Source organism: Bacillus tuaregi (assembly GCF_900104575.1).
In the GTDB taxonomy this organism is placed as follows: domain Bacteria; phylum Bacillota; class Bacilli; order Bacillales; family Cytobacillaceae; genus Bacillus_BD; species Bacillus_BD tuaregi.
Window position 1 is genome coordinate 1,827,886 of the sequence record NZ_LT629731.1, and the last position, 13,965, is coordinate 1,841,850.

14 protein-coding genes are annotated in these 13,965 nt (G+C 38.0%); 10 read left to right on the forward strand and 4 right to left on the reverse strand.

What is annotated here, in order from left to right:
• Positions 1-295 precede the first annotated feature (295 nt).
• Complete coding sequence (locus tag BQ5321_RS11070; RefSeq protein WP_071394549.1) at positions 296-2,662, forward strand: nitric-oxide reductase large subunit; 2,367 nt, start codon at positions 296-298, stop codon at positions 2,660-2,662.
• 99 nt (positions 2,663-2,761) lie between these two features.
• Here BQ5321_RS11070 and BQ5321_RS11075 read toward each other — a convergent pair whose 3' ends face one another.
• Entirely contained in the window at positions 2,762-3,424 is a 663-nt protein-coding gene (locus BQ5321_RS11075; protein WP_071394550.1) for a DUF3889 domain-containing protein, read from the reverse strand.
• Between the two features lie 143 nt (positions 3,425-3,567).
• The gene (locus BQ5321_RS11080; protein ID WP_071396872.1) at positions 3,568-3,906 is read right to left on the reverse strand and encodes a DUF192 domain-containing protein; all 339 of its coding nucleotides are present in this window, start codon (positions 3,904-3,906) and stop codon (positions 3,568-3,570) included.
• Between the two features lie 267 nt (positions 3,907-4,173).
• Here BQ5321_RS11080 and BQ5321_RS11085 point away from each other — a divergent pair, with 267 nt between their 5' ends.
• The 9 genes from BQ5321_RS11085 to BQ5321_RS11125 all read left to right on the forward strand — a co-directional run bounded on the left by BQ5321_RS11085 (position 4,174) and on the right by BQ5321_RS11125 (position 11,173).
• Positions 4,174-4,356: a Flp family type IVb pilin gene (locus BQ5321_RS11085; protein ID WP_071394551.1), complete on the forward strand. Its 183-nt coding sequence runs from the start codon at positions 4,174-4,176 to the stop codon at positions 4,354-4,356.
• Positions 4,357-4,452: 96 nt separating this feature from the next.
• The gene (locus BQ5321_RS11090; protein ID WP_071394552.1) at positions 4,453-4,944 is read left to right on the forward strand and encodes an A24 family peptidase; all 492 of its coding nucleotides are present in this window, start codon (positions 4,453-4,455) and stop codon (positions 4,942-4,944) included.
• Positions 4,944-5,324 carry a TadE/TadG family type IV pilus assembly protein gene (locus BQ5321_RS11095; protein WP_071396873.1) on the forward strand — a complete coding sequence of 127 codons (381 nt, stop codon included), beginning with the start codon at positions 4,944-4,946 and terminating at the stop codon, positions 5,322-5,324. Before BQ5321_RS11090 ends, BQ5321_RS11095 begins: the two co-directional genes overlap by 1 nt.
• Positions 5,325-5,326: 2 nt before the next feature.
• On the forward strand, positions 5,327-6,178 hold the full coding sequence (locus tag BQ5321_RS11100) for a pilus assembly protein TadG-related protein (protein ID WP_071394553.1): 852 nt from the start codon (positions 5,327-5,329) through the stop codon (positions 6,176-6,178).
• 9 nt (positions 6,179-6,187) lie between these two features.
• Entirely contained in the window at positions 6,188-6,712 is a 525-nt protein-coding gene (cpaB, locus tag BQ5321_RS11105; protein ID WP_071394554.1) for a Flp pilus assembly protein CpaB, read from the forward strand.
• A gap of 14 nt (positions 6,713-6,726) precedes the next feature.
• On the forward strand, positions 6,727-7,914 hold the full coding sequence (locus BQ5321_RS11110) for a CpaE/TadZ family protein (protein ID WP_071394555.1): 1,188 nt from the start codon (positions 6,727-6,729) through the stop codon (positions 7,912-7,914).
• Between the two features lie 11 nt (positions 7,915-7,925).
• A complete protein-coding gene (locus tag BQ5321_RS11115) occupies positions 7,926-9,269 on the forward strand; it encodes a TadA family conjugal transfer-associated ATPase (protein WP_071394556.1) in 1,344 nt (447 codons plus the stop codon).
• 5 nt (positions 9,270-9,274) lie between these two features.
• Positions 9,275-10,234, forward strand: coding sequence for a type II secretion system F family protein (locus tag BQ5321_RS11120; RefSeq protein WP_084786742.1), 960 nt, complete (start codon positions 9,275-9,277; stop codon positions 10,232-10,234).
• Between the two features lie 3 nt (positions 10,235-10,237).
• Positions 10,238-11,173 (forward strand): type II secretion system F family protein, encoded by a 936-nt coding sequence (locus BQ5321_RS11125; RefSeq protein WP_071394558.1) that lies wholly within the window; start codon positions 10,238-10,240, stop codon positions 11,171-11,173.
• 175 nt (positions 11,174-11,348) lie between these two features.
• Here the strand turns inward: BQ5321_RS11125 and BQ5321_RS11130 are convergent, their stop codons facing one another.
• Positions 11,349-12,980 (reverse strand): glycosyl hydrolase family 18 protein, encoded by a 1,632-nt coding sequence (locus BQ5321_RS11130; protein WP_084786743.1) that lies wholly within the window; start codon positions 12,978-12,980, stop codon positions 11,349-11,351.
• A 22-nt stretch (positions 12,981-13,002) separates the two neighbouring features.
• A complete protein-coding gene (locus BQ5321_RS11135) occupies positions 13,003-13,776 on the reverse strand; it encodes a hypothetical protein (protein WP_071394559.1) in 774 nt (257 codons plus the stop codon).
• Between the last annotated feature and the right edge of the window lie 189 nt (positions 13,777-13,965).

Here is a 13,965-nt window from a genome sequence, read left to right on the forward strand (position 1 = left end):
TCTTCGATTCAGTAGGGGTTCAAACCCCAGCTGAATGAAGTTAAGCCTCCGGCGGATGTCACGGATTTTTTTTAGGTAGTTTATCGAGCGAGCTCAATAAAAATCCGGACGCAAATTCGACGGGGCGAATTTGATTTGTCAAAATTATATCAATCTACTAAGTACAATTGTGTGACGCTTATCATAGAAACTGATTGGAATGTGACAAAAATCATATCTATCTATTGAGTGACGTCACTTTGTCAATAATTGATTCGATATATGATAGCTGTATCAAATAGGAGGTGGAAATAAAATGGGACTAAAACAGGAAGTACAAGTAAGTCAAACTGAACCAGCAAGAAGAAAAAATGGACTATTAAAATCAATTCTTATCATAACAATTCTTGCTAGTTTTACCGTTTTATTAGTAGGGGGCTATTGGATCTTTAAAGACCAAGCACCTCGTCCCTTAGAAATAACGAATGTACAAGGTGAGGTTATCTTAACAAAAGAAACGATCATGGGAGGTCAGGCAGTCTTTCAAAAATATGGATTAATGGACTATGGGACTGTTCTCGGACATGGTTCTTATATGGGACCGGATTATACGGCTGAAGCCTTACAAGTGTATACAGAGGGAATGCAGGATTTTATGGCAAAAGAGAAATATGGTAAACCGTTTGCTGAGATTTCTAGTGAAGAACAATCTGTTATCCGTGATCTTGTCATAGAAGAAATGCGAGTAAACAGATACGATGCAAAATCCGATACGATGGTTCTAACTGATGCTCAAACCTATGGTTATGAAAGAGTAGTCGAACACTATCAAATGGTCTTTACAGAAGGTGACGGCTGGGGCCTAAAACCAGAGTTAATTAAAGAAGAACATATGCCACAGGAGGGAAGAGCATACGTTGCAGAAGGTGATCAAATCGAACAGATTTCTGCATTCTTTTTCTGGACAGCTTGGCTATCAAGTACGGAACGAATCGGTGATGATATTACCTATACTAATAACTGGCCGTATTTTGAGGATGCCGGTAATGTGCTTTCGTTCTCTGCCATTTGGTGGAGTGGTGCTAGTGTGACAATCCTAGTATTATTCCTTGGGATTATTTTGTTTATCTTTTATCGTTATCATTTAGGTATGAAGGAAGCGTATACAGAAGGGAATTTTCCTAAGATTCATCTACATAAGCTTCCCGTTACATCCTCGCAGCTGAAAACTGGAAAATACTTTTTCGTCGTTACAGCCTTGTTCTTTGTTCAGGCTATGTTCGGGGCACTCTTGGCTCATTATTATATAGAACCTGACAGCTTTTTTGGCATGAAATGGATTCATGATATCCTTCCGTTTAATATTGCGAAGGGCTATCACCTGCAACTGGCCATCCTTTGGATTGCAACCGCATGGCTTGGTATGGGGATTTACGTAGCTCCATTAGTCGGCGGACGCGAACCGAAAAAACAAGGATTATTAGTAAATATTTTATTTTGGGCTTTAGTCGTCTTGGTTGTCGGAAGTATGCTAGGGCAATGGCTAGGGGCAAATGGTTATTTAGGCAATAATTGGTTCCTGCTGGGTCATACCGGCTGGGAGTATATTGAGCTTGGCCGCGTGTGGCAGATCATCTTGGCAGTAGGAATGGTCATTTGGTTGTTTATCGTCTACCGAGGAATTAGGAGCGGATTAAAACGGGAGTCAGATAAAGGTGGATTGATTCACCTGCTATTCTATTCTGCTATCGCCGTACCTGCATTTTATATTTTTGCCTTTTTAATTAACCCTGACACAAGCTTTACTTTTGCCGATTACTGGCGTTGGTGGATTATTCATCTTTGGGTAGAAGGAATCTTTGAGGTCTTTGCGGTGGTAGTAATTGGCTTCTTAATGGTACAAATGGGACTTGTTACAAAAAGCTCTACAGTTAAGGCTTTATACTTCCAATTAATTTTGTTATTAGGAAGCGGTGTAATCGGAATTGGTCATCATTACTACTATAATGGCTCTTCCGAGGCCTGGATTGGCTTAGGCGCTGTTTTCTCAGCCTTAGAGGTTGTACCTTTAACGCTATTAATCTTAGAAGCATATGAGCATTATAAAACGATGAAAGCTGGAGGAATTGATTTTCCTTATAAAGGAACATTCTGGTTCTTAATTTCAGTTGGGATTTGGAACTTGGTTGGTGCTGGTGTACTAGGATTCTTAATCAATCTTCCTGCCGTCAGCTTCTTTGAACACGGACAATTTTTAACACCTGCACATGGTCATGGTGCCATGATGGGTGTTTATGGTATGTTTGCGATTGCTCTTTTACTTTATTCTTTGCGTAATATTGTAAAACCTGAGAAGTGGAATGAAAAATGGGTGAAAATTAGCTGCATTCTGTTAAATGTCGGTCTTGCCGGTATGGTATTTGCTTCATTGCTTCCAGTTGGATTCATGCAGTTAAAAGCTGCATACGTAAACGGATATGCGGCATCTCGCTCGGCGGCCTTTCTAAAACAGGACTTAGTGCAAACCATATTAACATATAGAGCAATTCCAGATACAGTCTTCTTAATTGGTGTACTGATTTTACTAGTCTTTAGTTTAAAAGCAATGTTCAACCTCCGAAAAGTAACACATCAAGAAGGCGAGCAGCTTCCAGTTAAAGATTTATCAGCAGACGAAGATTAACAATCATAAATTATGCTGAAAAAACCACACTCCTTTGTCAGTGTGGTTTTTTCTATGGATAATAATACTTTAAAGAATGTACTATCATTAATATTTACATTACTGTTCGTTTAGGTCAAATGAAATGACCCGATTTGTGTTTGGATCATACAGAACATTTCCTTTAACCTTTATGGTTTCCTGTGGGGACTGTAATACAAATTCATAGCTTTGTTTTGTTCTTGTTGGGGACTCAGAAGATTTTCCTATATACTGATAATCCGTAACCCGATAACCTGGGTAGGCAGCTTGTGTGATTGTGATTAAATATCTGCCCCATTCTTCCTGCTCTATTTCTGGTGAGTGGGTAATTTCAATATGAATAACACCTTCACTTGGCTTTGCTCCGAGTGCCTCAAATGCTCTTCGATGTAGATTAATTTTATTTACTGGATAACCTTGTACCTGATCCACTACATTAACCAATATTTCTTTCTGTGTTGATGGATTCAGTATCTTTAGCGTCTGACCGCAGCGGTATGGGGAACTGGCTCCAACTGCTGCCGTCATATATTCATTATTTGACCAGGGAATATTGCATAGTGTGACAGGACCGCCATCGGTCCACGTTGCCTGACCTCTTACAGGCTGTTGACGGTTAGAAGTGTAAGGGTCATAGGGATAACCTCGGTTATATTCATAGGGTTCATTGTGATAAACTGGCCATTGATAATAAGCATTTGGCTGTATGCTTGGGACGTAATAGGGGTGTCTTGGAAACATCTATTTTCCTCCTCAGTCAAAACTCTTTAATACCCTATGAATCGACATGGTTGACCTGTGACATAAATTGAAGTAAATCCTTTACCTTCTTTAAGAAATGTAAACGATATGGGGGAAAGGAATAGAATCTGAATAAAGATAAGCTACCAATCAATGGTGTCCCCAATTTGAAATGAGTAAGTAGAAATGGTCCCGTTAGGCAATTCTAATACAGACACTGCCTTTTTTACCGGCGGAATAATGGTCCATGGTTTGACGTTTTTCTTGAAAGAAATAATTTGTTGATTCTCATTTAAAAAAACTACATCTATGGCAAAAAACATAAAGAACATATGTATGGAATTACAGGGATGAAGCCAAATTCCTTCGTTTACAATGGGTTTTATGCGAAACATTAAGCCGATTAATCGTCTTAGAAAGGTATCATGGTTAATAATTTCAATTGGTATATTCTGGATATCTTTGTCAGTAATTAACTTCATAAAAAATTCACTGCCTTCACATAATAATACTGAGCAGCTAAAACAAAAAAATTCCAAAAGAAGGTTTTCCAGTATTAATCAATACAAGAATTATTTTGTGATTGTTGCTCGAAAAATGGCGTGGTAATATCACCTTACAAACAGCGATGCAACCCTATAAAAGGGAATTTAATCGTTGTTTCATGTACGAATCGCTAGATACTATTGTTTTGGTTTAAGTATCTTTTTATGCATAGAATTTTTCAAACATGAAAGGTGGTCACATCCATGAGAAACCCAGTGAAAAGATTTTTGCAGGATGAAAAAGGACAAGGGATGACAGAGTACGGTTTAGTGTTAGGTGGGATTGCGGTTGTTGCAGTAGCAGTGGCAACAATTTTTGGTGATACAATTAAAGAAAAGTTCTCTGAATCAGCAGTAACTGGTTGGTTTGAGAAAAAAGGAGAATAATTTTTCCTTTAAAAAGTATTATTTCTTAAGAAAATAATGCCCCTACTTTCACTCGGCTTACTATGAAAGTAGGGGTTTTTTAAAAGGTGATCATACATGACAACATTTATTCTATTTACAGCGTTAATCATTTCTTTCTTTACGGATGTAAAAGATAGAAGAATCTTTAATATTATTACTTTTCCAGCGATGATCATTGGTATTCTCATCCATACCATGACAAATGGCTTGGATGGCTTGGTCTTCAGTATGATGGGATTAGGGACAGGCTTTGCATTACTTATTATTCCCTACGCTTTGAAAGGCATGGCCGCAGGGGACGTAAAATTACTAATGGCCATCGGAGCATTAAAAGGAACAGCATTTGTTATTGGATCCTTCTTATATATTGCCATTGCTGGAGGAATAATAGCGTTAGCAATTTTAATTATAAAGAAGGAATTAATAAGCTCCTTAGAAAGGATTCTTTTTTCAGCTCGCATAAAAACATTGGATACCTTAAATAAAGACGAGTTGCATCATGCCTTTCCATATGGTGTTGCCATTGTGTTAGGGACAATAGGCTATTACGGAGTGAATGTGTTTTGATGAAATCGGAAAAAGGACAGGCAACTGTCGAATTAGCCTTTTCATTAGTCATCTTAATTTTTTTCCTTTTTGCGATTATTGATTTTGGAAGGATTTTTCATGCTTACTTAACACTTGAACATGCCGGACGGGAGGCTGCACGAATAGCAAGTATTGGTGGGACAGATTCTGATGTATGGATAAGAGCGAAAGAATCCGCTTCGACACTAACCATAGATCCAAGAAATTTTTCTGTGTCTCCCACAGAACAAAATCGAAAAAGGGGTACATATGTAACGGTAAACATATCCTATCCCGTTTCTTTTTCCACTCCGCTAATTCAAAGTGTTTTGCCAAATCCGCTCATGTTACAGGCTAAAACTGTGATGAGGGTGGAATGAGAATGAAGGCTTTCCTTCGGAATGAAGCAGGGCAGGTAATGGTTTTTGTTGCAATCCTAATGACTGTTTTTATTGGCTTTTTAGCATTAGTGGTTGATTTTGGCTCACTCTACTTGGAAAAAAGCAGGCTGCAAAAGACAGCAGATGCTGCAGCACTTGCAAGTGGTCAAGAGCTTCCTGGTAATAATCAAAGAGCGATGGAAGAGGCTATAAGGTCCATTCAACTAAATGATGAAAATCCAGATAATTTCAGCATCATACTTAAGGATCAACCAACCGCGATTGAAGTTCATGGGAGTAAAAAAGTCAGTCTATATTTTGCGAAATTATTTGGTGTCTCTGAGCAAACAATCACAGCAACTGCAAGAGTAGAACTAGAAGCAGGTCCGCCGATTAAATCTGCGACAAATACAGTTCCACTGGGTTTCCCTAAGTTAAACTATTTAAAATATGGCTCATCCGTCATCTTTTTTGGCAAAGAGACGGTACATATCAATTATAGTGGTAAAAGTAATACCTTCAAAGAGGAATTAGAAAACGGTTTTAAGGGCAATATCAGTGTTAATAAAGTTTATGAAACCTACAATGGAAATCAATTAGGCAATATAAAAACAGCCATTGATGACCGGATTGGCGATTGTCCTCATGCTACTTATCGTCATTATCCTTCGGGATGCAAGCGAGTGGTGCTCGTCCCACTTTATGAGTCGCTGCCTAATAGTGACAATGTTCGTATTGTTGGTTTTGCATCCTTTTTCTTAAAAAGTGTTTCAAATACAAGTGCTGATGTAGAAGCCGTTTTTTTAGAAGAACTGACAGATCCTCCAACATTTAAACTCACTAAGGTTGAATAGGTGATAGTTGTGAATACAAAAAAAATATGGCTATTAGCCATTCTCTTTGGCTTATTGATGTCCTTCACTTTTTTCATATTGACATCAAATAAGGGTAATACTAATGGTGTGGATGAAAATGCGGAACAAACCGAACAAGTCGAAGAAATGGAGAAAGAAAAAGATACACAGATAACCCCATTGGAGATTCGTGCAGGGAAAAGGGCGATATCCATTGCCGTTGAGGAAGAACAGGGTGTTTCCGGTTTTATTAGACCTGGCTCATTTGTTGATATTGTAGTGGTAAATAATCTAACGGATCAAGACATGGTATCAAACATCTTATTAGAAAATATTAGAGTGTTAGCAGTTGGCAATACGGTTACTGTTACAGAGGAAGAAGAACAAGAGCCATATCGTTTGGTTACGTTAGAAGTAAGTCCGTTAGATGGAGCAAACCTTGCTCTCGAAAAGGAGAGGGGAACCGTTACACTTATGCTGAGAGGCGTGAGTGAAGATGTACCAGCGATTAACGACATTCCTAAGAAACAATAAGGAAAGATGCCTTTATGAACTATTATATTCATTCTGAAAAAAGAATGTATTCTACTGCAGTAAAGCTGATGCTAGACGAATTAAATAAAAGCAGTAAAATCTTTGATCAGTTTCAAGATTTAGTATCAGCCCTTTGCGAGGCTAAAGGAAGTATTGTTATCTTAGGACCGAATCAAACGATAGATCCTTTTGAAGCCTGCCTTGAAATCTCTCGGACCCAACAGCTTACAGCAGTTATTTTATTAGTTAACAAGGAAGAAATTGACTATAAAAAAGCCATGTACTCTGGAGCAATTGATGTATTAGATATTGAAAGTGATGAAGATGAGGTCATTGAAGCGATTTCAAAAGCTGAAAGTGTTGTAAGTCTTAAGGTAAAAGGAGATAAAGCGAATAGGATAGTAGATAAGGAAGCAAAAATTATAACTGTCTGCAGTACAAAAGGTGGTGTCGGAAAAACAACTGTCAGTGTGAATACGTCAGTCGCTTTAAATAAACACAATCTAAAAGTAGCAATTATTGATTTAGATCTGCAATTTGGTGATGTCTCACTGTTGTTTGATATTCAGCCTTCAGTCACAATCTACGATTGGGTCAAGCAGTCCTATGAGAATGGGGATAAATCCATCGAGGAGTATATGTTAAGACATAAATCAGGAATTGACATATTGGCTGCCCCAACACAGCCGGAGTTTTCAGAAATGGTAACGGGAGAACATATTTCCTACTTAATTGAAGCCATGAAACAGGAATATGACATGATAGTTATCGATACTCCTCCTGCGTTTGTTGAAACAAGCTTAGTCGCTATGGAACTATCCGATATGATTTTGTTAGTCGCTTCACTAGATTTACCAGCACTTAAAAATGGAAAACTCGCAATTGAAACACTTAATTTATTAGGTCTGAAGAATAAAGTACATGTTATCTTGAATCGAGATTCTGAGACGGAAGATATGACGAAGGAATTAGTAGAAGATGTACTAGGGATGAAAATAGAAGGAAGCATTCCAAGCGATTATCGAACAGTTATCTCCTCTATCAATAAGGGAGAATCCTTTGTCACACTAAACTCAAAAAGCGCTGTCGCGAAATCTGTCATGAAAATAAGTGAACAAATTATCAATGACAACCTAAGTGAGTATCTAACAAGGAAGAAAGAAAAGAAAAAAGGCTGGTTTTTTTCAAAAAGTAAAAAATAGAGGAGATTTTCATGTCATTATTAAAGAGGATAAATGAAAAAACCCTTACGACCATTCCTGTTGAAGGGAAACAGGAAACACAGAAAAGGGAAGTAACGAGGCCCATTGAAAATGAATTAAAAAAACAGCTTCATATCCATTTAGTTACCGAGCTGAAAAAGCTGCCCGCTCTTTCCGATAAGGAGCAGCTCGAGCTAATTGAGAAAGAAGCGATGAAGTTTTTCAATGAGAAAAATGACCGCTTGACCTTTGAAGGTAGAAAAGAATTAGTCGATATGGTCTCCAATGAATTAATTGGCTTTGGGCCGATTACACCTTTATTGAATGATCCCGAGGTATCTGAAATTATGGTAAATGGTCCTTATCAGATCTATGTAGAAAAAAGCGGGAAATTAACGTTAAGCGATAAATATTTTCGCGATGATGAACATGCGTTACAGGTCATTGAGAAAATTGTTTCCCCGCTAGGAAGAAGAATTGATGAAAGTAGTCCGATGGTGGATGCTCGTCTTCCGGATGGCTCGCGGGTAAATGCTATTATCCCTCCCTTATCATTGGTTGGACCATCGATAACGATTCGGAAATTCCCCCAAAACCGGCTGAAAATGCCGGATTTAATTAAATTTGGTTCCTTAACAGAAGAAATGGCAAAATTTCTTGATGCTTGTGTAAAAGCTCGGTTGAATATTTTTATCAGTGGGGGTACAGGGAGCGGCAAAACAAGTTTATTAAATGTTTTGTCTTCATTTATCCCGCATGATGAGCGAATTATCACGATTGAAGATGCGGCGGAGCTCCAGCTGTTACAGGATCATATCGTTTCATTAGAAACAAGACCACCTAATATAGAAGGCAAAGGGGCCATAACGATAAGGGATTTAGTGAAAAACTCGCTACGGATGAGACCGGACCGAATTGTTATCGGAGAGGTTAGAAGCGGTGAGGCGTTAGATATGCTCCAGGCAATGAATACGGGACACGATGGCTCCTTGGCAACTGGTCACTCTAATTCTCCTCGTGAAATGCTTTCTCGTCTTGAAACGATGGTACTGATGGCTGGAATGGATCTGCCGATTCGTGCAATCAGAGAGCAAATAGCAGGTGCAATTGATTTAATCATCCAACAATCGAGATTAAAGGACGGCAGCAGAAAGATAGTCAATATAACAGAAGTAATTGGGATGGAAGGTGAAACCATTATTTTACAGGATTTGTTCACTTTTAATCAAACTGGAACTTCCGCCAATGGGAAAGTAATTGGTAAGCATGTATCAACAGGTATCCGGCCGCATTGTTCTGAAAAATTAGCACAGTATGGCTTCGAGCTTCCTTCTGAATGGTTTAATGGAGAGTGACTAGTATGATCTTTATTATTTTCATTTTATCAACCATTCTTTTCGCATTTATTTTAACGAAATATGTTAATAAGAAACAAAAGGTCAGAAGAAGAATACAGCAATTAACAAAAGTGGAAATAAACACGGTAGAGGCTGATTCAAAAGCTGAAGGACCAATGACATCTCCTATTAAAAAAATCCTCTCTATTCTATCTAAAAGCATAAAAACAACGGAAACGAAACGGATTAAAATAGAAAGTGAATTAGAGGGTGCAGGTATTCCACTTAAAGTGGAGGAGTTTATTACTATTAGACTTGTTATGTTTACAATCGCTTTTTTCTTTTCTTTCTTTTTTGGCTTTCATTTACTAGTGGCTCTTTTGTGTGCAGTCCTCGGCTGGAATCTGCCATCATTCTATATTCGAAGAAAAAAACAATCTAGATTAAATGCTTTCACAGCGCAGCTTCCAGATGCTTTAGAAACAATGGCTAGTGCGATTAAATCAGGCTTTAGCTTTATGCAGGCGATGCAGCTGGTTTCTAAAGAAATGGATCCGCCAATCGGTATTGAGTTTGCCCGGACAAACAAAGAAATTAACCTGGGGATTTCAATGGAGACGGCCTTTGGGAATTTGTTAAAGCGGATGCCAAACAAAGATTTAGAAATTGTCGTTACGGCGGTTTTGATTCAACGCTCTACAGGAGGCAATCTTGTACAAATGCTTGAAACCATCCATGCCACTATTTCTGAGAGAGTCCGTATGAAGGACGAGTTAAAGGCTTTAACCTCTCAGGGGAGGATGTCTGCCACCGTTATTTCCCTGCTGCCGGTCGCTCTAGGAGGTATTTTATATCTTATGGATCGCAGCTATTTTAATCCGATGCTATCTCATCCTATTGGAGTAGTGTTAATTAGTGCTGGTATCATTTCAGGGGTCATAGGCTGGCTCTTGATTAATAAGATTGTAAAGGTTGAGGTATAGAAGATGATCTCATTTTTATTCGTACTCTTTACTTTTTTGTTTTTTACCAGCGTTGGCTATCTTATACTACTACAGATATTTAAAAATAAAATGGTGATTTATCAAAGAGTCTCACCATGGCTGACGAGCAAAAACCAACTTGTATCACTTGAAACAAATGATGAGGACATTAGAAATAAATCCCTTTATATTCGGTTTGTTCAACCTGTACTGATAAAGGGACGAATGTTTTTCGTCAAGCGAATGCCGAAACAAAAAATGATTCAATTTGAAAAAAAGCTTCAAGCAGCAGGAAATCCTTTTGGAATTTCAGCAGGTGATTTTGTATTAATCCAATATTTGTTGCCAGTTTTCTTATTCCTCCTTTTTATGTTTCTCCTTGGGCCTGCAACAGAGGATAAATTAAGGTTATTTATTGTCGCTCTCTTTGTATCTTTTGCCTCTTATGGATATATCCATTACTACTTAATTGTCAAAAGCAAACAGCGCACAATGCTTATTGATAAAGCGATGCCTGACTTCTTTGATTTATTAAATGTTTCGATTGAGGCAGGGATGGGGTTAGATGGAGCCTTAAGAAAGGTGGCTATGCAAATGAACACACCGTTATCTAAAGAGTTCTTGTCAACGTTAGAGGATATGAAGCTTGGTAAATCTAGGAAACAGGCATTTGCAGAGCTTAGGGAACGTGTACCATCTGATTTCTTCAAAAGCGTTATGAGCTCCATTATCCAGGCCGATCAAATGGGAATTGGCATGAGTAAGGTGTTGAGGGCTCAAACGCAAAGAATCAGGGAAAAACAGCGCTTCAATGCAAAGGAACAGGCTATGAAGGCACCGGTAAAAATGTTGATCCCAATGGTGATTTTTATTTTTCCCACCTTGTTTATTGTTCTCCTTGGACCTGTTCTGATTAAGCTAATAACAGAGTTTTTGTAAAGCTATGATGAATTCATCATAGCTTTTTTACGTAAGCCTTTAACTATGAGCTATATGTAGTGGCAGACATAATCTTTTTTAGAAGGGTAACGCCATTGAAGACACTTTGAAGGGGGAGTGCTATATTAATAAGAACAAGGGTTTCCTGACTTCTTTCAGGAAACCCTTGTGGTGCTTATTGAGCGTTTGCCTTAGTCTCAAATTCTTTAGACATTCGCTCCATTAAAGCAGCCATGTGAGCTCTTTTTGATGTTTCATTCGGACGGAAGGTTCCATCATCATAACCACTGATAAAGCCTTTCTGTGCTAAGGCTTGGACAGCATTATATGACCATTGACCCTCCTGTATATCTTGAAAAGGATTTTCTGTATCTGGAATAGGGTAACTGAAGATATTATATAAGATTTGAGCTAATTCCTGTCTCTTTAATGGTGCATTTGGATCGAATTTATTTGGTTCCTTACCATTTACATATCCTAGTTCCCTGGCAACTTCAATTTCTTTTTGGGCCCAGTGACCTTTCGTATCAGTAAATTGATATTGGTCCGGTAGTTTATTTGCCTTCCCTAAAGCTCTTACAAGGATAACAGCACCCTGTGCTCGTGTAAGTGTCGATCCTGGAGAAAAGGTTGTACTAGTAGTGCCATGCATCCAGCCTTTCTCCGAGACAAGGTCAATACTTTTTTGAGCCCAGCTAAAGCTTGCTGTAAGGTCTACGAAGAATTGTTTATTTAACCATAGAGAGTAATAATGCCACATTTCAGGTAATTCATGCTGTAAAGCCCAAGACCCTGTTCCTTTTATCCCATATTTTTTCGGCAGAAGAAGCTTGGCTTTTATTGACTGTTCATTTTCATACCAAATGACATATTCACCTTGTGTTAGTTTTGTTTTATTAATAATATAGTCTTGCCCCTTTGGAATCTTAAATGAAACCATTGGTGACTGAGTCTTTTCATCAAATTTAACGGTTCCATTGTACTCTTCTGTTAGGGATTTTATTCTTGAGCTTGATACTCCCATCCCATTGATTTTCTTATTTTCCAATGTAGGACCGTCTGTTTTCCACATCCTGCCGTAAAAAGGCAGACCTGCTACAATCTTATCCTTTGGAACTCCTTGATTGAGCGCGTATTTAATGGATCTTTCAAAAAAGGATATACTGGATACCGGTCCAATTGGACTTTCCGGTGATTCCCAGCTTTCATCATAAGCCATAATCATTAAATAATCACAATGGTCAGACAATCCTTTATAATCATAGAAGCCGTGCCATCCTCCCGACCAGTTGTTAGGATTAGCAGCAACTGCTACAGAAACTTCTTTATTGTCCGGTATTTTTTTCCGTAATAAACGGATAAAATCGGTATGTTCATCACGGAAATCAGAGCTAACGCCTTCAATATCAACATTAACCCCATCTAAATGATACGTTTTAATCGCTTCAGCAATGCTTGTGGCCAGCTGCTCACGTTTTTTTAGCCCATTTATTCCAGCCGTTTTATTCCAGTGATTGGCTAAGAATGGGACGACTTTTATTCCTCTTTTTTTCATTTCATTAATAAATGAATCATTTAGTGTCCAGGTGACTTCTAATTCTCCATTTTCAGCAATATCAAAATAGTTCGGCGAAACAACATTTAGGCTTCCTTGTGTTTTGTTTACTTGAGAGAGGTACGAATTTGGCACTCCAAAAAATAAATAAGACATATTAAATAAGCCGGTATTTGCATGCATGGGTGTGCTTTTCTGTAGTGCAGTAGAAAGTCCTAACATAAGAATCGTGAGGAATATCAATCGCTTCATAGGTGCACCTCATTTCTACATTTTAAATTTCATCGGTAATAATAGCAGTGAAGTTAAATCCCCGGTCCGTTCGTGTAATGGTGTACTTAATATTTTCGTATGTCATCGTCGTATTCTTAACATTTTGTAAATCTGCATTAGGTCTGACGCCAATTTGATAGAAAAAGTCATCGACATCAAACATTTGAACCTCCGGATGTAATAGAAGTATAATTTGACCCCAGCCGCTTAACATCGAGTACACAGCAGAAGAGGATGAAGGATTGGATGTCACGAAAGCAATTTGGTGAATATTACCTTCTTGAACCTGGATATTTAGTTGATGATCCTTATTTAACGTCGCGCTATAGATTGTTTTGTCTTTCTCTACCTTTTCATTAAGTTGTTTAATGTATAGCTCTGACAGTTGATCATCTGAAATTGCATTCCATTTTTCCTTGAAATCTTGGAATGGCAGCTGTTCAAGTTCTTTTTCCATATCGTGATCAGCCTTATTTGGTTCTATCTGTGTGTGGGGGCGACTATGTAGTGAATCAGTAATTTCCTCAGCTTGTAGAGTTTTTTCAACTTGCGGTATCGGATCCTGTTCTTTTTCTTCCGTTTGTTCACTATCTGATTCTGTCATAGGTTGTTCCTGTTCTTTCGTATAGTTATCTGGGATTGTTATCTGTTCTTCCGTTGATAGCTTTATATAGGGATTTGTTTTATTTTGACTAGATTCTTTCTGTGTCGTACAAGCACATAAGAATAAAATTAGTACTGTAAGCTTAGCTGTAAAGGTAAAGTATTTATACACATTATCACGTACCTTTCAAGAGAAAAATAAATTGACAATAAGCAGTTAATGTTTGGATAGGGGACTTAAGTAAACTGGTTATGCTAGTTCTTAAGGTGAACTGTTTGGAAGATTATTATGTATTGGAAATAGAGAACCTACTATATAGTTGAGATTTAACATAATAATATTATGTAGACTAAAAAGATA

Coding starts and splice junctions, on each gene's coding strand:
- BQ5321_RS11115 (WP_071394556.1), top strand. CDS start 7,926: ATGTCATTATTAAAGAGGATAAATGAAAAAACCCTTACGACCATTCCT.
- BQ5321_RS11130 (WP_084786743.1), bottom strand. CDS start 12,980: ATGAAGCGATTGATATTCCTCACGATTCTTATGTTAGGACTTTCTACT.
- BQ5321_RS11085 (WP_071394551.1), top strand. CDS start 4,174: ATGAGAAACCCAGTGAAAAGATTTTTGCAGGATGAAAAAGGACAAGGG.
- BQ5321_RS11125 (WP_071394558.1), top strand. CDS start 10,238: ATGATCTCATTTTTATTCGTACTCTTTACTTTTTTGTTTTTTACCAGC.
- BQ5321_RS11120 (WP_084786742.1), top strand. CDS start 9,275: ATGATCTTTATTATTTTCATTTTATCAACCATTCTTTTCGCATTTATT.
- BQ5321_RS11100 (WP_071394553.1), top strand. CDS start 5,327: ATGAAGGCTTTCCTTCGGAATGAAGCAGGGCAGGTAATGGTTTTTGTT.
- BQ5321_RS11110 (WP_071394555.1), top strand. CDS start 6,727: ATGAACTATTATATTCATTCTGAAAAAAGAATGTATTCTACTGCAGTA.
- BQ5321_RS11075 (WP_071394550.1), bottom strand. CDS start 3,424: ATGTTTCCAAGACACCCCTATTACGTCCCAAGCATACAGCCAAATGCT.
- BQ5321_RS11080 (WP_071396872.1), bottom strand. CDS start 3,906: ATGAAGTTAATTACTGACAAAGATATCCAGAATATACCAATTGAAATT.
- BQ5321_RS11090 (WP_071394552.1), top strand. CDS start 4,453: ATGACAACATTTATTCTATTTACAGCGTTAATCATTTCTTTCTTTACG.
- BQ5321_RS11095 (WP_071396873.1), top strand. CDS start 4,944: ATGAAATCGGAAAAAGGACAGGCAACTGTCGAATTAGCCTTTTCATTA.
- BQ5321_RS11070 (WP_071394549.1), top strand. CDS start 296: ATGGGACTAAAACAGGAAGTACAAGTAAGTCAAACTGAACCAGCAAGA.